At 43.7% G+C, this 17,488-nt stretch carries 23 protein-coding genes, 1 tRNA gene, 1 pseudogene and 2 CRISPR repeat arrays; of the genes and pseudogenes, 5 read left to right on the top strand and 20 right to left on the bottom strand.

Annotation, left to right across the window (positions count from 1 at the left end):
* Positions 1–400: 400 nt before the first annotated feature.
* Positions 401–544 carry a hypothetical protein gene (locus tag JCM16161_RS14370; protein WP_243668760.1) on the bottom strand — a complete coding sequence of 48 codons (144 nt, stop codon included), beginning with the start codon at positions 542–544 and terminating at the stop codon, positions 401–403.
* Positions 545–635: 91 nt separating this feature from the next.
* Positions 636–791 (bottom strand): hypothetical protein, encoded by a 156-nt coding sequence (locus JCM16161_RS14365; RefSeq protein ID WP_243668758.1) that lies wholly within the window; start codon positions 789–791, stop codon positions 636–638.
* A 169-nt stretch (positions 792–960) separates the two neighbouring features.
* Here JCM16161_RS14365 and JCM16161_RS02575 point away from each other — a divergent pair.
* Positions 961–1,084, top strand: a tRNA-Pro gene (locus JCM16161_RS02575).
* A gap of 161 nt (positions 1,085–1,245) precedes the next feature.
* Complete coding sequence (locus JCM16161_RS14360; RefSeq protein WP_243668757.1) at positions 1,246–1,398, top strand: hypothetical protein; 153 nt, start codon at positions 1,246–1,248, stop codon at positions 1,396–1,398.
* Between the two features lie 271 nt (positions 1,399–1,669).
* Here the strand turns inward: JCM16161_RS14360 and JCM16161_RS02570 are convergent, their stop codons facing one another.
* The 12 genes from JCM16161_RS02570 to JCM16161_RS02520 all read right to left on the bottom strand — a co-directional run bounded on the left by JCM16161_RS02570 (position 1,670) and on the right by JCM16161_RS02520 (position 11,444).
* Positions 1,670–2,032: a hypothetical protein gene (locus tag JCM16161_RS02570; RefSeq protein ID WP_054854909.1), complete on the bottom strand. Its 363-nt coding sequence runs from the start codon at positions 2,030–2,032 to the stop codon at positions 1,670–1,672.
* Positions 2,033–2,078: 46 nt separating this feature from the next.
* Positions 2,079–2,456, bottom strand: a complete 378-nt coding sequence (locus tag JCM16161_RS02565; protein ID WP_054854908.1) for a retropepsin-like domain-containing protein — start codon at positions 2,454–2,456, stop codon at positions 2,079–2,081.
* 64 nt (positions 2,457–2,520) lie between these two features.
* Positions 2,521–3,528 (bottom strand): ATP-binding protein, encoded by a 1,008-nt coding sequence (locus tag JCM16161_RS02560; protein WP_243669141.1) that lies wholly within the window; start codon positions 3,526–3,528, stop codon positions 2,521–2,523.
* A 271-nt stretch (positions 3,529–3,799) separates the two neighbouring features.
* Positions 3,800–4,177 carry a hypothetical protein gene (locus JCM16161_RS14355; RefSeq protein WP_243668755.1) on the bottom strand — a complete coding sequence of 126 codons (378 nt, stop codon included), beginning with the start codon at positions 4,175–4,177 and terminating at the stop codon, positions 3,800–3,802.
* Between the two features lie 6 nt (positions 4,178–4,183).
* Positions 4,184–4,844: direct repeats of the CRISPR family, unit length 25 nt; unit sequence CCTTCTATTCTCTTTAGAGATTATC.
* Positions 4,845–5,025: 181 nt separating this feature from the next.
* Positions 5,026–5,865, bottom strand: a complete 840-nt coding sequence (cas6, locus tag JCM16161_RS02555) for a CRISPR system precrRNA processing endoribonuclease RAMP protein Cas6 (protein ID WP_243668753.1) — start codon at positions 5,863–5,865, stop codon at positions 5,026–5,028.
* A 113-nt stretch (positions 5,866–5,978) separates the two neighbouring features.
* Positions 5,979–6,596: an HD domain-containing protein gene (locus tag JCM16161_RS02550; RefSeq protein WP_054854907.1), complete on the bottom strand. Its 618-nt coding sequence runs from the start codon at positions 6,594–6,596 to the stop codon at positions 5,979–5,981.
* A 2-nt stretch (positions 6,597–6,598) separates the two neighbouring features.
* The gene (locus tag JCM16161_RS02545) at positions 6,599–8,308 is read right to left on the bottom strand and encodes a DEAD/DEAH box helicase (RefSeq protein ID WP_054854906.1); all 1,710 of its coding nucleotides are present in this window, start codon (positions 8,306–8,308) and stop codon (positions 6,599–6,601) included.
* 3 nt (positions 8,309–8,311) lie between these two features.
* Positions 8,312–9,457 (bottom strand): hypothetical protein, encoded by a 1,146-nt coding sequence (locus tag JCM16161_RS02540; RefSeq protein ID WP_054854905.1) that lies wholly within the window; start codon positions 9,455–9,457, stop codon positions 8,312–8,314.
* Positions 9,457–9,960 carry a hypothetical protein gene (locus JCM16161_RS02535; RefSeq protein ID WP_054854904.1) on the bottom strand — a complete coding sequence of 168 codons (504 nt, stop codon included), beginning with the start codon at positions 9,958–9,960 and terminating at the stop codon, positions 9,457–9,459. Before JCM16161_RS02535 ends, JCM16161_RS02540 begins: the two co-directional genes overlap by 1 nt.
* 16 nt (positions 9,961–9,976) lie before the next feature.
* Positions 9,977–10,180: a CRISPR-associated protein Cas5 gene (cas5, locus tag JCM16161_RS02530; protein WP_054854903.1), complete on the bottom strand. Its 204-nt coding sequence runs from the start codon at positions 10,178–10,180 to the stop codon at positions 9,977–9,979.
* A 13-nt stretch (positions 10,181–10,193) separates the two neighbouring features.
* On the bottom strand, positions 10,194–11,036 hold the full coding sequence (locus JCM16161_RS02525) for a DevR family CRISPR-associated autoregulator (protein WP_054854902.1): 843 nt from the start codon (positions 11,034–11,036) through the stop codon (positions 10,194–10,196).
* A 108-nt stretch (positions 11,037–11,144) separates the two neighbouring features.
* A complete protein-coding gene (locus JCM16161_RS02520) occupies positions 11,145–11,444 on the bottom strand; it encodes a hypothetical protein (RefSeq protein WP_054854901.1) in 300 nt (99 codons plus the stop codon).
* A 181-nt stretch (positions 11,445–11,625) separates the two neighbouring features.
* Between JCM16161_RS02520 and JCM16161_RS02515 the strand changes: the two genes are divergently transcribed.
* Both JCM16161_RS02515 and JCM16161_RS02510 read left to right on the top strand, forming a co-directional pair.
* Entirely contained in the window at positions 11,626–11,985 is a 360-nt protein-coding gene (locus JCM16161_RS02515) for a hypothetical protein (RefSeq protein WP_054854900.1), read from the top strand.
* Positions 11,978–12,406 carry a hypothetical protein gene (locus JCM16161_RS02510; RefSeq protein ID WP_054854899.1) on the top strand — a complete coding sequence of 143 codons (429 nt, stop codon included), beginning with the start codon at positions 11,978–11,980 and terminating at the stop codon, positions 12,404–12,406. The genes JCM16161_RS02515 and JCM16161_RS02510 overlap by 8 nt, the downstream gene beginning before the upstream one ends.
* Before the next feature lie 279 nt (positions 12,407–12,685).
* Positions 12,686–13,550: direct repeats of the CRISPR family, unit length 25 nt; unit sequence GATAATCTCTAAAGAGAATAGAAGG.
* Between the two features lie 65 nt (positions 13,551–13,615).
* On the opposite strand, the gene cas4 (JCM16161_RS02505) is transcribed toward JCM16161_RS02510, so the two are convergent.
* The 6 genes and pseudogenes from cas4 (JCM16161_RS02505) to cas4 (JCM16161_RS14340) form a co-directional block, all read right to left on the bottom strand.
* Entirely contained in the window at positions 13,616–14,194 is a 579-nt protein-coding gene (gene cas4, locus JCM16161_RS02505) for a CRISPR-associated protein Cas4 (protein WP_054854898.1), read from the bottom strand.
* Positions 14,191–14,466: a CRISPR-associated endonuclease Cas2 gene (gene cas2 / locus JCM16161_RS02500; protein WP_054854897.1), complete on the bottom strand. Its 276-nt coding sequence runs from the start codon at positions 14,464–14,466 to the stop codon at positions 14,191–14,193. Before cas2 ends, cas4 (JCM16161_RS02505) begins: the two co-directional genes overlap by 4 nt.
* The gene (gene cas1, locus JCM16161_RS02495) at positions 14,467–15,288 is read right to left on the bottom strand and encodes a CRISPR-associated endonuclease Cas1 (protein ID WP_054854896.1); all 822 of its coding nucleotides are present in this window, start codon (positions 15,286–15,288) and stop codon (positions 14,467–14,469) included.
* The gene (locus JCM16161_RS14350) at positions 15,285–15,461 is read right to left on the bottom strand and encodes a hypothetical protein (RefSeq protein ID WP_243665637.1); all 177 of its coding nucleotides are present in this window, start codon (positions 15,459–15,461) and stop codon (positions 15,285–15,287) included. The genes cas1 and JCM16161_RS14350 overlap by 4 nt, the downstream gene beginning before the upstream one ends.
* Positions 15,451–15,875, bottom strand: a pseudogene (gene cas4a, locus JCM16161_RS14345) (type I-A CRISPR-associated protein Cas4/Csa1). Before cas4a ends, JCM16161_RS14350 begins: the two are co-directional and overlap by 11 nt.
* 2 nt (positions 15,876–15,877) lie before the next feature.
* Positions 15,878–16,258, bottom strand: coding sequence for a CRISPR-associated protein Cas4 (cas4, locus tag JCM16161_RS14340; RefSeq protein WP_243668750.1), 381 nt, complete (start codon positions 16,256–16,258; stop codon positions 15,878–15,880).
* Between the two features lie 418 nt (positions 16,259–16,676).
* On the opposite strand from cas4 (JCM16161_RS14340), the gene JCM16161_RS02485 reads away from it, so the two are divergent.
* The gene (locus JCM16161_RS02485) at positions 16,677–17,441 is read left to right on the top strand and encodes a hypothetical protein (RefSeq protein WP_243668749.1); all 765 of its coding nucleotides are present in this window, start codon (positions 16,677–16,679) and stop codon (positions 17,439–17,441) included.
* Positions 17,442–17,488: the final 47 nt, after the last annotated feature.

Here is a 17,488-nt window from a genome sequence, read left to right as displayed (position 1 = left end):
GTGGTGATGATTAACTGTAAAACTTATTCACCTGCTGAGTTCTCACAAAGTCCTCGGTAGCGGTTTGGGGTAGCGGTTTGGCAGCCGAGCCTAGCCATGGCGTCATCAATACTTCGCGATCCCCCATCATTACCGCTACCCATAGTCTCCTTTAATATCTCGGAAAGTCTCACGTACTACTGCCCTAATCCAGCCATGTCTCATCACCTCGCCCCGCCGTACACGTACGCGCTCAAACAGCGATCAACTTCACATAACCATCGCAAGCCCTCACCACCATCTTCACACCGCCAATAAACACGGAAGACCTACCCTTCGGCCTATAGCCCATGCCGGCCAAATAAATCAACAGCCTAAGCTTAACGCATCAATAAATCGAGCCAAATCCCCAATAACAACCCTAAACACGGGATCGCCCCAACCACTCCCCAGCCAACTTAACAACCCTCGAAGACCTAACCCTAACAACCCACTCCCACCCATACCCACCACCCATGAACAACCTAATCCCCCACATCATACTCATCCTGAATATCACCATCACCAAACACAGCAAACAACAAAACCACGCTCAATATCAACCGCACTTCCACCTTTAAACCTACAATCAATGGATGTTAAAAACCATGTAATGGTTATATCCTTTTATTTATATTAATGTTCTTCACGTACATATTATTCTTACCTAGAAATACCAATGGCCAAATAATACCCTGCCAAAGGTGGGTAGTGCCTATTTCAGGATATCCATCCCTATCAACATTACCATCTATCAACAACCCATATTGCATGGCTCTTAATACATTATTGTCAAACAGCCTTGGTGATATGGCGTGAATACTCCCTGATATTAGTAAGCATTAAGAAAATACGTTATTGCTTAAGGAATAAAGCATTACTTATCCATAAGGCGAACCATCAGTAAAAGCTTAAAAAAACTACATTAAGTTTATGGAGAGCGGGGCCGTAGTCTAGCCTGGCTAGGATGCTCGGCTTGGATGTCCACCACCGGGACATTGTTTGGAACCGGTGGTGGCGGGGTATGCCCGAGTGATCCCGGGTTCAAATCCCGGCGGCCCCACCACGAAGATTGTTAGTGCGTTTTTGTTTCGCTTGGGTTTTGGATTTTGGTGGGATGTTTGGTTCGTCGTACATTGCATACCCTTCTTATTGTCCTTGTTATTTTCTCCCTCTTGGTGCTGTTCTTGTTTATTGCTTTCCCAAGAATTTGCTAAGTGCTTGTATATGTTGCTCCATTACTGGTACTGGTGGGTCATCGAGTTGCCGATGCCCGTTGATAAGCCAATGATCGCATCACCGGCGAGGAGCCAGAGGGCTGTTCCACTTAATGAAGCCGTGATTGCGTTGGATGGTTTGTTTCCGAAACTAATCACCTAGGAGTAGGTCGTGCTGCTGGTTAGGTAATGAGGTGAATCACAAGGCTCATACGTGCTTCGGTTGTTGATGTAGGTTAGGAGCACGGCAGTCATGACCTGGGAAACATGCACCACAGCGAATGACCAATGGCGAATTAAGCACATAATAAGCCTCGTCAATTACCAAGAGCTGCCGTAACTGCTCACCAACGCCCTTGCTCATTACGTGTGAATAGGCGTGATCGGTAATCGGTCTTTGATGTTCATCAGTTAAGGGCGAGTAGGATGATTAATTATATGGCGAGTAATGCCTCGGTCTTCTTTAGTTGCTTTGTTACTGGATCTACCTCTAGTCTTAGGCCTTCTAGTGAGTATACGCCTAGTACTTCTGCGTCGTTTTCCTGGGCGAAGACTACGATTGTTGTTGCCCTCTCGCCCATGCACTCAATGATTGCCTCGCCAAGGTTCCTCTCGATTATCCTGCCCTCGATCGTCCTGAACCTCCACCTTTTCATCGGCTCTATTCCCAACTCCCTGAGTCTCGAGGCCTTAATCCACGTGTAGGTGCTGCCCGTGTCGACGAGTAAATCAAGCTCTAGGCACCTGCCCGAGTCCCTTGGGTTGCAAAGCCTGACCTTAGCCACGGTATTTTCCATTAGCCATTATATTGCCAGGGAATTTAATAAGGTTAACTGGACTGGGCTAGTCCTTGACCATTGCCTTCATTAGTAATGCCTCGGTGGGCTTTAGCCTCTTCTCAATGGGGTCTGGCGCCAGGCCGAGTTGTTCCATGGTCACCGAACCAAGTAAGTAAATACCCTCATCGCCAAAGATAACCGGCGTTGCTGATGCCGTGAACCCCTCAACCTCGATACCCACCTCACCCAACGGTCTCTCAATGACCCTACCGTCAGCCAGCCTAAGCCTAACTGACCTAATGGGCTTGATATCTAAATCCTCGAGTACCCTACTAGGTATCACAGTGTACGTTGATCCTGTATCCACGAGTAGGTCAACCGTGGCAGACCTCGCCGGCTCCTTAACGTTCCAAATGCGCGCCTTAACGCTGAATATACCCATGGCTTATTTAGTCACTTATTATTTCCGTCACTTATTTAATCTTAACTCCTACCTTACCTAGTCTTCAAGTTCTGAACGCCACGCCTATCAATGGCTCGGCTGGGCAGTACTTATTACCGGCCTTGATTATCCAGGCCGAATCAAGTAACTGCCTTAGATACTCACTCATCCTTGAATCGCTGATTTCCATGCCAAGCATCACCTCAAGCCCGTTCTTAATCTCAGTCCATCCTGCGCATTCCCTCGCTACTATCCTCATTATTGCTAGGTACCTATCCCTGGCGATTGTCTTATCGGTTAGGAAGTTATTAAATTCCTGTCTTATCAACGCTGTCGCGTAGCTCACAGTATCAATAATTGCCCTTTCCAAGTCCCTATACTCATAGTACTTAAGGCCAAAGTACGTGAGCCAGCCCGGAATACCGCCAAGCCTCTCGTACACCTTATCAAAGTCACTGAACTCAATGCCCAACTCCTCAAAACCACGCCTTAGGAATTCAGCAACCTGCTCCTTCGTGAACGGCTTTAACTCAACAATACCCATCGCCCTACCGAAGAGTGGGGACTCTGGATCCTTAACCTTAAGGAACCTGTATAAGAGGCCTATTTTAGAGCCACTTATTATGAACCTAACCCTCCTCAGGTTGTCGTATGCGTAGGCCAGTACGGGTAGTATGTTGAAGCCCCTAGCCTTAACAAGCTCCTGCGCCTCATCAAGGATGATGACGACTCCGTTACTCGCCCAATCATTCAATGCATCCAGCAGTGAGGCCAGGGAAACCCTATTACTGCCCTTCCAGGAGAAGAGGACTTGGTTACCCATAATGCTGACACCGCCTATGTTTCTGAGGAAGTCGATTAACCCAGGGAACCTCCTAGTGAGACCGTTAACCTCACGCTGAAGCTCAAGGATGAAATCCCTATAAGAAAGGTATTGCCTCTCCTCAAACTTCCTGAGGTCAATGTATATCGAGGGAAGGCCCAACTCCCTGAGGGCGACGAGTATTAGGGAGGACTTACCAACTACGGAAGCCAAGAACCAGGGTAATGGGTACTCCCAACCTACCAACATACTCAATGACCTTGCTAAGCTCAACATCCCTATCAAAGAGGTCAGACCTACTATCCTTGGGCCTCAGGTCAAAGAGCACTTCTGTCCCCAGAAGTTACTTCCACCCCCAGAAGTTTATAAGTGTATTTCGTAATTGCCTGATTCATGCCAAGGCCTTAAGCTATTGCGATACATTCCCAGTGGTTTGCCTAGTTCCTTATCCCTTAGGTGCATCCTCCTGTGCAGTGCCGTTAGGCGGCCTACGTGGGTCAACTTGTCGTGGGTGATGTCGTTAGATTACACCGCAGTCCTGATTGACCTTGAGGATCTTACACGTAGCCATTCTCCGACAGCTATTCGCAAGCCAAGCCCACATTCCTTGACCCCTCTCAGAAACCACTGCGTAGTAGAAGAAGGCTGTTGATGCCGCGAGTATTAATGCCGTAAATGCATCACCTATTAAACCTAATATGGATAATCTTGGGTAGTAAATAGTCACCAAGGCTAAGGAGTAGGGCGTCATGTATATTGTCAACGTAATAAACAGCACTAAAAATATTAGGTAGATTCTTAGTGAGTGCGTTACTGGTCTCTGCGCCAGCTGGAGTTCCCTCCTCTGCGGTATGCCTATGTAGGCTGCGGCTAACCAACTGAGTGAGGGTGCTGACATTATTATCCTTCTATTCTCTTTAGAGATTATCTGATTGACTACGCAACGCTCTACCAAGCAAGCCACTCAATACTGCGTCCTTCTATTCTCTTTAGAGATTATCCTTAATATCTCTAGGTAATTTACTAAAGTCAATGATCCTTTTAATTCCTTCTATTCTCTTTAGAGATTATCGTGCTGGGTATATAACCGCTGTGTATTGTCCCTGTGGTAAGTCAATAATTGACCTTCTATTCTCTTTAGAGATTATCAGGTGGGGCTTCCATGGTCTCCACACGATAAGCACCCTCTCCTCCTTCTATTCTCTTTAGAGATTATCGGAAGCCGAGCGTTGCTGCGCTAGCCTACAAGGCTCGGAGAGGGACCTTCTATTCTCTTTAGAGATTATCCTGTTTAAGTACTCCATTATGATTGCATTCATGTAACTTGCTCCTTCTATTCTCTTTAGAGATTATCCCTCAACGTAGCGCCGGGCTTCACGGCCGAGGAACTGGAGAGGGGCTTCCTTCTATTCTCTTTAGAGATTATCAGAGACTCATTGCCTTTTAGGACTGGGGCTACGTATTTAAAACCTTCTATTCTCTTTAGAGATTATCCAATATTAATATTATTCGCATCATCAATGAAGTATGCCATTAGGATCCTTCTATTCTCTTTAGAGATTATCCGAGACGTTACTATATAAACTTACTTATAAGCCTTTCCCCATAAATACTCATTAATCATTGGAACAATTATCCCATGACCGCTCACGGTACGTGCTTGTTCCGACGGTATACATTCAATGCCCAATAATTGTTCTCTCCTCAACGTTCAATTACCCAACGCCGTGGGTGTTCCCACGACAATCACTGCCGATTTATCGACAACCTCCTCTCCTCCACAACATCGGCGACAACGTAGCCAAGCCCCAAGGCCCTACTTTTGCCAACACCATAGGCATTAGCGACATCAAGGAGGAGCCTAAACAAGCCGGGCCTGTCCGTGTACGTGACGTACTCAGCAAGGCCCTCAAAGGCAGGCGCCCTCCTACCCCTACCGAGGTTAAGAACCACCCTCCTAAACCTCATGCTAAGAACCTCCGTATTAAAGGCAAGGTCCTTAACAAAGCCCTTAAAATCAACATCACCAACAGCACCCAACAAGGCCTCACCACCCCTACTAATCAACAAATCACTACCCCTCAAAACCCTAGCCAAGGTCAAGCCAGCCGACGAGAAAAACCTGGCAGGGCTAGGCCAAGTAATGTAACTACTTCTGAAAATGAACGAAGTAGGCCAAAACCTAACACGCCAACGAAAAACAGCCTTTTCAGCCCCATCACTACTTACCGAAAACCCTCCATCACTAATACTCATCCTCACAATATTAAGCACCTCACCCGTCGAAAGCGTGAGCGAAGGCTTCGCAAACGCATCAACAACACTACCACAATCAACCTCGCCACAAAACAACGAAACCCTAAACCAATACTGACCACCAGGAACCAATTCACTTACCACCCTACCCTCAGTGTCAAGTATCGGCGTTACCGTGAAAGGCTTCTCCCTAGCATTATGCAGTATCTTGATTCCGGCGCTTTCGAAGACCTCGCTAATCACACGATTAACAAAACGGCCAACCCAGGTACTGAACGTAATTGGGTAATCCACGGAGAAAGAAACCTCGACACTCACGCCATTAATCACGTACTATCCCTCTTTTCCTTGCAGCTTCATCATCACACTCATTAATCATTGCCGTAACGCTCTCGAAGAACCATCCATATTCCTTAACTTTATTAATTTCCTTATAATATCCATCAATATTTTTTTAAGTCAGTCCTCCAGTACTGTTTAAGATATTCATTGACTTTACCACTTTCAAATGCCTCGGCTATGCACTCTATTAATGCCTTACTTTCTTTAGATGCTTGCCCCTTAAATGAATTTAAGGTATCAAGGATGCTATGTATGCACTCCTTAGATATTTCTAAGCCGTCTTCTCTAATTTCCTCCATGCCATAAATCTTCCAACCTTCCTCCTTACCTCTATGTAGATAAAGATGGAAAAGCGAACCACTGATTAAAATATACTCAATAATATATTTCATATAGTCATTATTATATATTGTTGATGTTGAACTACATTTATTACTTATGTATGTAATCGCTTCCTTCATTATTAATGCACCGACAAAGTCATGACCAGGGAATCTTCTTAAGTCGCCCTCCTGATAATATTTAATGGCCTTTCCTAGATCATGAAACAATGCACTGATTAGTATTAGGTCTTTGATCATCTTCTCGATGTTGGAGGCATTCATGATAAGGGAGAATTTTCTTGTGATTATAGGTAATCTAGCATCATTTTTAACACATTTGTAAACATTCAATGCATGTTCCTTAAAATCCTCATTATAAAAGGAGTAGCACCCCATTATTAAATCACCAACCCAATACCACTTCTGTAAATCCGTGAAACATCTAAGCCCCACATAATAATGTCTCTAGGTTTACTATACTTCTTATTAATGAGATCATTAATTTCAAAATACCTATCACATTCATTGCGATTACTATCTTGTATAATCCTAATTATTATCTTTTTATCATTATCATCAATGTTTAAATAATTCACGTTAACATCAGTATCGGTAATATGCAATAAGAATGCCACTATATCAATTTCCTTACCATGTTCTTTAATGACCTTTTCTGCATCCTCCATAGACAGTGGGAGTGAGTGAATGAGTGGATCGTCCCTTTTCGTAATGCCCCTAATTATTACGGAGTCTCTAACAAGGTTGCAGTACCTCCTATACTTCTTCTTCAAATCCTCTTGCTCAATGATTACGAAGGATAGGGATGAGAGGAGGTCTTGATAAGCCGTAACGTCGAGCTTTGGTTCTGGCATATAATTATTGATTAAGGCTGAGTAGCCCTCTTTACCGCAGCACCTATAGGGTAGGCGCCAATTAATGCTCCCTAATTTATCTTTATTATCTAAGTAATACTTAGGTAAATTCTCATTATCTTTTAATAGGTAAACAGTACAGTCCCTATCATTATCAATGTTCCTGCATATTCTCCCTATCCTCTGGATGAATGTATCTACGTTAGGCGGTATGTCCATAATCAGTATCTTAACATTTTTAGGGTTTATACCGACGCCAATCGCGTCAGTCCCCACTATGACCTTTGCGCTATCAATAATCTTAGCATTCGCGTCCCTATCATACTCATCTAGCTTACTATGGAATAGTGCAATATCACCCAACTCTTCACTGACTAATTCATATATATCCACTGCTCTCTTGACCGTATTTGTTAAAATGAGGATCCTATCGCCATATTCCTTAATCACACTGATGATTTCCTTGTAATTATTTAATTCTTTGAATTGGAAAATCTGCTCTGTTGTTTTGGATTCCCAGTCCTTGTCTCGGACGGTTATGAAGATACTATCTTTAGACTCCTTATTTCCAAGCCTGAAGACCCTAACACTATCCTTTACTGAGGAGTAGGTCCCTAATTTAATGCTGCCGCACTCACCTAATGCTAAGCACTTGATCCTATTATCACCAAGCGTTGCCGTCGCAACGACTGTAGGGGTTGCCGAGAGTATTAATTCGTAAAGTCCAAGTAATAATGATGCCAGCGTTATGCTGGAATCCTCGACCATTAAATGGACTTCGTCGAGGAATACATATGATGTGAATATATAGCTTCTATAAGTCATGTAGCGCCATTTGGCCGGTTTATTGAGGGATTCAACAGGCATGCGCATTAGGTTAAACATGAATGAATCTATCGTTGTGATGTTAACGTTACTACTAAGTTTAGGATTCTTCTTCAGCTGTACAGGCCCAGCATTGGGTACTTGAACCTCTAAGTTTATATCCATTGACTGATAACTTATTGAGTAACCCTGTAACTTACTTAGGAAGTCCCTTGCCTGCTGCCTAACCAAGGACCTAGTAGGCGCCACATAAATGAACCCGCGAGCTAATCCCTTTTTATTGAATTCAAGAAATGGGATGTGCGAGTTATAGGTCTTACCATAGCCCGTGGGAGCCTCAATGAGTACTACCCTAACCCTGGGATAATTATTGACTAAGTAGTCAAGAGCCTCATTAATCAACTCCCTCATACATCAGCACCTAATACTACTAATGCCATCCAATAGCTTTAATGCCCCTGAAATATTTGCATCGCTATTAGCCAAGTTTCTAAGAGTATCATGCCATTCATTAATGAAAAGTGTGACTACGTACCCTAACTCAGCAATTTCATTACAATCATTATTGCTACTGAACCTAATAATATCCTCGGTGATTGTGTTTAAGACATCAATTAAGTCCTTCCCAAGCTCACGTCCACCCTTTTTAATCTCGGTTAATTCATTATAGCTCTCCAGTAATTTACCCATACCGAGGATTATGCTTCTGGTTCCCGACCTTAAAATTGCGGCGATGTAGTCATTTAATGAAATTGTGTCAAGCGTTGCAATAAAGTTTTGGCTTCTCCTCTCCCTGAATAACGTGAGAAGATCTACATAATAATTACTATGAATAATATCCTCCTTAATACTTATTCCCTTGGGCAGGTATTGCCTAATCTTTGCTGCTATATAAATAAATGCGTAATCGATGATTAAGCCCCTCTTTTCCCTAACCCGATCTAAGACTGTTCTAAATAATCTACGGATGTCGTTAAATTGATTCAGCACATCCACAGCACTTCCACCACCTAATCTAATCCATAAGTCACGTGATAAGCCAAGATATATGTAATGATCTCCCTTTTTATCCCTAATGCTATTAACATACGTTAGAACGGCACCAAGAAAACCTAGTGCTATATCCCCTAGTGGTGGTACAAATAGCCCTGACCTACTAGTTTCGCCAGCATTTAAGAACCCCCTCACGTTTGCTGGCAACTCCGCAACGAGCACCTTAGGCAATGTGTTAAGACCAGGTACACTTGCACTCCATAACTCGTCATTTCCGAGAACCGATGAAATTATATTTAATACAATATTACCAGGTATGAAATCTGCCCTTCTAATTTCGAACCTATTGCTCGTCCTATCTTCAATAAATCTTATTATCCTGCCGAGCGGGCCGCTTCTAAGGTTTCTTCCCTGTAGGTCATTTCTCATTAAGGGCACACTAACATTGTTTATGTCTCTCATCTGCCTTAATGCGTTTACAAAATCCATTAAGTAGCTCTTATCAGTGGATATAGCTACTGCGTTTTTCTTAAACCATCCTAGTGTTGTATATTCCCAAGCGGTCATTAAGACCACCTTAGTAGGGCGTACTTATTGCCGTACCTAATAACTCTATAATTTGAACCAGGATCAGATACCTCAACTCCTTCCTCAGCAAATACGTATTCATTTATTTCCGGTCTCCCGCCACAGTATGTACCATCATAGTATGGGTTAGGGAACATAAAAACATCGTAGCTATGGCTGATTATTTTTGCTGCATTCTTTGGGAGATAGCTATGGATTATCAGTCGTTCGGGTCTCTCTACATTAACTTCAGTAACCTCTAAGACGCTTACAAGCCCTTCCTTCTTTCCAAGCCTGATAATACCCCATGCGCTTCGTTTTAATTCGTTGAAATATTCATCATTCACAGCGTATATGGCAATAAGCTCTGTTATGTAGGATAAACCCACATAACCAACAGTGTATGGGTTTTCTTTAACACTCCTGGTCCAATTAAATAATCTTAATAAAGTATTTGCCATAGCAATCTTACTTAACGGTATTGCAACAGCATCAAGCACCACGTTTTCGCTAATCCATTTATAAATTGGTGAACATTTTTTTGCCATTAATCTCTTCAACTTCCTTATATACACCCTTTTTAGATGTATACGCAAAGTATAAGGCGCCAATTAGTGTTGATGGTGGTGGAAGTAGGTATGAACCACCTGCGGTGCTCAGGGATGGGTATTGAATTGTTATCGGGCCATGTAATTTCAACTTAACGGCAAATGCCCTAGTCATACTTTTTACCCTACTATGCCTTATTTCCCTGCTCCTTTAACCCTAATTTTTCAAGCACTATACTGAGAGCCTTACTAATAGCCTCATTAAGAGTGCTAACAAGCTCAGCTGTTAATCCATTACCTTTGCATTGCTGAGGTTCTTTTGCGTCGGTGCCGGCCAAGTAATATAGATGAACTTCACCACCTAACTCTTCAACGAATTTTGAAGCCCTCTGGCAGGTGTCGTCTATGTAGTCATAACCCTCCGCCGGTGATACCATAAATGGTAAACCAACCGATACGGCTGCCACGAAGGACGCGGGCTTAGTGTACTCAATCATTAAGGCACGGGTCTTATTAGCACCTATGTAACCCCCATTAAGCATAAGCATTAATGCCCTAAATGCAGCTTCTATCCTTTTCTTTCTATCTTCATAATTAATTATTACAAGTTCACCTTTACCATTACGTCCAATCGCATTAACATTAATCGCCACACTAAGCCTATAAACAGCATGTCCACTCTCACGCTCACCGATGAATTGTTCCCCCTTCTTTGCCTCTGGCGTGAATCTAGTGAACATTTGATAATCGAGCAATGCCTTTCCAGTAGTTAAGTCAGGTACAATGTATGAAAACCAGATGGTCGACGTCTTCTTAATGCCGATCTGCGGTGCCAAGTAACCAGTGATATCCTCAACAACGCAATTCTTGATCCAATCATCTTCATTTCCCTGCTTGTCGTTAGTATGCTTAATGAAGTTATATTGTTTGCAATCGCTATCCACAGGTAAACCCACCTCGTTGGCATAATCAACGAGCGCCCTTTCATAAGCATTCAAAACGGCTTGCCCGGAAATTGCCGGAACTTTCACCAGTCTATATTTAACTTTTCCATCTTGAGTTTCATGAGGACTGGTATGTGTATAAATCTATGCTTAGTAATGTTTGATTCAGCTATTGTACCTATCATATTCGCATGCTCAATAGGTACTATGAACCTCATGGACATTGAGAAGAACACGTTTTCCACCTTGCTCTGATTTGCCTGCGATTGCATTTAAATCACCCTGTGCGCTTTGGGTTGGTTGAGTTACTTGCTCTTCACCCTTTATATTTAAATACGGTATTATTGAGACCAAAACTTCCCTAAGCTTAGGCCACTTTAGCCTAGATATATTTTCAATTATATCTTGACTAACCTTTTCTGTTGATTTTAGGAAGTATAGAAAATCCATGAGTTCCTCCTTATAAAGATCAAGATCAACATCATGAAGTCTCATAAGCCTAAAGGCGTAATTTCTAAGCGGATATGCTAAGTCCTTATCTGATGCAATATTTTGTAAGCTTTTAATAACTCTGCCAATATTTTCTTCATTATCTTTTTTTTCTTTTCCTCCTCCATATCAAATTGAGACCACAGGCTCAGTTTTATATACTTTCTGCTGAGGTGTTTCTCCATCTATGGAGAAGTTGAATGTTAGGAAGTGTGTGATGATTAGTGTTGGGCTTTATCCAGGTAATGCTAGGCAGGCCTTAGCTAGGGCTGGGCCCGTGGGTGGTGATGTGGTTTTCCTGGTTAATAGTGAGCCTAGGGAGGTGCCTAGGGAGGCGCTTAGGGGGCGTTGGAAGCAGCCTCCGGTTGAGGCCATGGAGGCGCTTCATAAGTTTGTTAATGAGCTGGATAGTGGGATTGAGGTTGTTGATGTTTGGCTTGACCTAGGGATGGGTTTGCGGGTAGTGTGGCTAGGCTTAGGTCGTTGGTTGAGGATCACGCGCCGTGTAGGGTCATCATTGGTATGGCTGGTGGGTTTAGGTGGCTAAGCGCGGCGTTGATGTTCCTGGCCCTAGCCCTAGCTCCGTGGGCCCCTACGTGGGTGTTGCGGTGGATAGTGTATTTGCGATGCTTGAGGAGGAGAGTCCGTCTGTTAGGGCCTTGTTTAGGAGTGTTGAGGAGAGGGTTGTCCCCTGGCCCGTGGTGCCTAGGCTGGCCAGTTTAACGTATGATGAGTATAGGGTCCTCAAGTTAATAGGCCTCGGCAGGCACAGGGCTAAGGACATATACGGCGAGCTCAATAGGGATTGTAGGAAGCCGGGAGGCTGCATATCCATGGCCACCGTCCAGAGAATACTCGTGAGGCTCATCAAGAAGGGATTGATAGGTTATGAAAAGAGGGGTAAGGCTCATTACTACGAGTTAACGCCCCTAGGCCTAATGCTCGTGGGCAGGGCGAAGACCCAGTGATGCGATGCGGACTTAGTCATTAGTGAGGGCATCGGTGTTATCTATGAATTAGATGTGGAGGCTGGACTGAGGTGATTCATTATTTAACCACGGCGCCACTATCGTGGGAACAGGTATGTTCATGTAAAAATGAATGCAAGCATCAGAACGATGATTAGCTCATTAAGCATATCGTGGGAACAAACCCGTACCGTGAATGATCGTGGGCATACCTGTTCTAATGGCTAGAAAAGACTATGTGGGGAAAGCTTATAAATAAGTTTATATAGTAACGCCTCGGATAATCTCTAAAGAGAATAGAAGGACGAAAGCCGATTGCCTGAGGGATTACGCCTCTAAATACCCTGTCCCGATAATCTCTAAAGAGAATAGAAGGTTCCTTGATTTAGCAATGATGAAAATGCCTATCTTACCGTCCAGATAATCTCTAAAGAGAATAGAAGGCTACTTGCAGGAACAATGTTCATTGGGAACATGATTGATGGATAATCTCTAAAGAGAATAGAAGGAGAAAAAAACACTTACTCCCCCCGGGGGAGTTTTTAACGATCGTTTGCGATAATCTCTAAAGAGAATAGAAGGTGGAAAAACCTACTCACTGAGAAGCCCCTCGTGGGTAGGGGCTGATAATCTCTAAAGAGAATAGAAGGAAACTGTTCAGGCATGGTCCCCTGGCGAGTAGGGTGAAGATCGAGATAATCTCTAAAGAGAATAGAAGGGTAATTATTACACCATGCCTTCAACGTCTCGTATTGGCCTGGGTGATAATCTCTAAAGAGAATAGAAGGGCGAGACTACTTGAGCAGTTGGCGAAATTGTTGTTGTTGTAGGTGGATAATCTCTAAAGAGAATAGAAGGCTTGGCACGCCGTACCACTCCACAGTAGCCGTCTGGGAACCATTGATAATCTCTAAAGAGAATAGAAGGAGTCCTGCTTTATGGCGACTCGGGCAGTGGTAAGTCCTACCTAATGGAGATAATCTCTAAAGAGAATAGAAGGATAGGCCTTTCTTGGCTCGTTTGGTATGTTAAATGCCCTTAAGATGTACGATAATCTTTAAAGAGAATATAAGGCTTAATAGATAACTATTGCTGGATCTCCTCAGGTGTGCCTTTCGAGATGTTCTTTAAAGAATAGTAAGGTTTCTTCTTTGTGTTTGGTGTGGTTGGTCTATGGTGGGTTGGTTTGTGTTTGTTTTGAATCGTGTTTTATGGTGGGCATATGTTTTTGTAGTGGCAGGTTTTGCATTTGGCTTTGTTTGTTGTTTTTGGTGGTAGTTCTTGGTTTTGTATGTGTTTTTTTTCATTTCTTGGATTGTTCTTTTTTATCCATGTTTTTAGGTTTGGTGTGGGTTTTATGGTTATTGTTGTTTGTTTTTCTTGGTTTATGATTATTATTTTGTCTACGGTGGTTTTCATTGTTTCTTCTACGGCTATTGTATACGCCATTACTTGGGCTAGTACGTGGTTGTACTTTGTGTATAGTTTCTTTTTGTTTCCTATGTTTAGTTTTGTTTCTATTATGGTTGCCCTGTTTCCGTTTATTGCTATGGCGTCCACCCTGCCCACTATACCGAGACTTGTGGACTTCACTGGTACTTCTAGTTTTATTTCTCCCTGTATTCCCTGTTCTTTTATGGTTTTAGTTATGTTTTCCGTATTTGTTAATTGTTTTGCGTATTTCATGGATTCCGTGGGTGGTTCCTTCATGGTCATTAGTTTTAAGTATGCCTGCCTTGGGCAGTAGACATATTCCTTCACCATGCTTATTGGTATGTAGTCCATCATATCACCATGGGCCCATTTGGTATTGTTAGGTTTGCGGTTCCCAGTTTTATTGCGTTGTTTAGTGTTTGCCCATCAATTATTAGTATTATCACGGAGTCCTCCCGGCCCATGAGTCTCGTTAATGCCCTTGCCGTATCCTTGGCTAAGGCGCTGCCGCCCCTGGCTATGTATAGGCTTCTTTGTACCCTTATGTAGCCCATTGCCTTTAATTTGTTCATTATTTCGAGCCTCCTCCTATCGCTGCTTATGTCGTACGAGACGACCACGTACATTCAGAACACCCAGGTGAAGCACTCGTAATTCTTGACGTTGCCCTCCCTAATTATTGAGGCTAGGTGCCAGGCCTCGTGCTTCATTATCTCGGTTAATGGTGATCTCCTCCCTGTCCTTGGGTTTACGTAGTCCCTGTTTAGGTTATTTAGTATTATCCTGGCCACGGTCCTCCTTGAGTCGTAGTCCAGGAAGCCGTTTATGGTGCTTAGCTTGGTATTGCTTATCTCCGTTATTAATGGCTTATCCACCGCCACGGGCCTGAACACTTCGACTATGTCGAAGACGAGTGACGGCTTTCCGCTCTTTATTGTATGGAGTATGCCTAGGTATGGGTCTAGTCCGGCCATTATTAGGTACCTCTCCATTGTCGAGTAGAGTATTCCGTAGCCGTAGTTCAGGGCCAGGTTCATGAGGTCTGTGCCCTCTGGGTCCCTGCCGTGAAACCCAAGCCAATTGGGGAGTAGTGATGTTACGGCGTCCCAGTATTTATTGGCTGTCTGGGCCTCGATGCTTTCAATGAGCTCGGGGTTTAACCTGTTGGTTTCTATGGACATTAATTGCGTTGCCATTGATGATACTGAGTAGGCAATGTCGTTTAGTGATGGTTCTCTGCGGCTCTTGGCGAAGTATCTAATTAGTCTTGCCTGGTTCTCGATCTTGCATGCAATTATTTTGCGCGCTAGTTCGAGTCTTGCCTCATTGTTTAAGAATAGTTCGTATTGCTTGACCCTGGTTATTACGGTTTTATTAATCACCGGGGGTGTTATGATGGCCACCGGGTCCCCGAGTGGGCTTAGGATTACTAGGTTTATGCCCTTCATGCTAGTATCCTAATTGCCTTTGTGGTTATTGAGGCTCTCGATGTCGCGATTATCACTTCTTCTGTGTTTGGCGGCAATACTTGCTTATTGCCGTTCCTGCCCATGATTATTATAGAGCCCTTCCTGGCGATAATTCTCGTCCCTGGCTCTGTTATGTATATTTCATTGGCCATGGCAGACACCGTAGAATGGGCATGTCCTTGGACAGGAACTCGCTGGCCCTGGGTCATCGCCATTCTCAATTATTCTTGCCACGGTATCCCTCATGTCCAGGAATGCCCTCCTTAAAGCATCATCTATCTTAACAACCCTCCAGTTAAGTCTTGGCTTACCGTTGATGCTTATATGGAGTACTACGCCAATGTCCACTGGGTGGCCTATCCAAGCTCTATGGCCAGTGCGTATGCCGTAATGGCTATGTCCTTCCTATTAATTAATTCCTCCGTTGGTGACGAAGTTACTAACTCCACCGGTATGAAGCCCACGAGTATGTCCGGCTTAATAATGTCGGAGAGCCCAATTGGGGCTCCTGGTATTGCTGGTTCGACACTGATTGGTATTCCCTCCTCACGGGCGTTGAGGGCCATGGTCACGGCCTTTGTATAGACCTCGTATAACTGAGCCTATATTTAGAGCCTAAATCGCCGTACTCACTGATTATGCCTTCGAATTTAGTATCAAGTTGCGAGAATGGTATTGACTCTCTAAATGGTGCCAGGAAGACCTCGTGAATTAACCTGCCAAGCCTTAGGCTCTCACTGTCCTCCATAGGTATCTTAGCGACGCGTCTTAGGTATGTGTCGCGTTTTGTTGGGCATGGTGATGAGACTTCAGACACCGTTGGCCTAACTGAGTGTCTTGGTGCGACTGCGTCTCTAACCCAGCCTCTTATCTCTGCGTAGTATCCGTTCTCCATCGTGTTTTTAATGTAGTCCCAAACCCACCTGGGCAGTACCATATGCTTGCTCAAACTTATTTACGTATTTTATTCTTAATTGTGAAATACATATTAATTAATTGAGAAATAAATCAATATTAAACAATGTTAATGGTTCTGAAACGACTATTATTGTTTGACGCGTTAACGCGTCTTGAATTAATTAACCTTAGCGGAGTATCAGGGTGAGTGCCATATTATTATGCTGATAATGTTGATGATTGAGATAAGTCTTTATTTAGCCAATGGGTTAAGTCGTAATGGGTTTCTTGTTAGGTAATTATTATTGCTTACTGTTGATGGTTAAATGCGGTGCGATATTTAGTGATGCTATACACGTGGTGGCATATTCATTGCTACATGTATTTATTTTCCATGGCCTTATCAATAGGTTTTTATTTAGTTAAATAGGAGTAGTGTTGGGATATCTTTTCGTGATGAGTTTTTGCGTTTGTTGAGGGAGGATGAGGAGTTTAGGTTGGCGGTGGTTGGGCTTTTGGGTATTTCTGATGTTCAGTCTTCGATTAGGCAATTAATTAATGCGGTTAATGAATTGACTAGGACCGTTCAGAGGCTTGCCGAGGGTCAGGATGCCATGAGAACGGACATAAACAGGCTCTGGGAGGAGAATAGGAGGATTAACGAGAACATTGAGAAGTTTTGGCAAGAGAATAAGAGGATCAATGAGAATATAGAGAGACTGTGGCAGGAGAACAACAAGATTTGGCAGGAGATTAGGAGATTATCCGAGAATCAGGAAAAGCTTTGGCAGGAGTTTAGGGCGTTTAGGGAGGAGCAGGGGAGGTTCAATAGGTGGATGTTGAGTGCCTTGGTTGAGTTTAGGGATTCGCTTGGTGGTGCCTATGAGTATTACACGGCTCATTGGATCGAGAGGTGGCTCGAGGGTAGAGGCATTAACTGTGATGTTAGGGTGAACGTGACGATACCGGTGGATGGCTCCAGGGAGATAGATGCCATTTGTTATGATCCATTGGTTATTGGCGAGGCAACCATTAAGGTTTCCTCCGTTGATGAGGCTGAGAGGGAGGTAGGGAAGCTCCTTGATAATGCCAGGGCCGCGGAGAAATTCTTCAATAGGAGGGTTTACGCCCTAGTACTTGCTGTGGAGACCGCGCCTGAGCAGGTCGCGGAATACCTAAGGCGTAGGGCTAATGAGTTGGGTATAGTATTGGTTCTTGGCAGGGAATACTCATGATCGAGACCCTCAGCAATGCCCATGCTTAAGGCAGTTAAGTATTAGTA

The organism is Vulcanisaeta sp. JCM 16161 (assembly GCF_001316285.1).
Note: the sequence above shows the minus strand (reverse complement) of the source record. Positions and strands in the feature narration are given on the sequence as shown.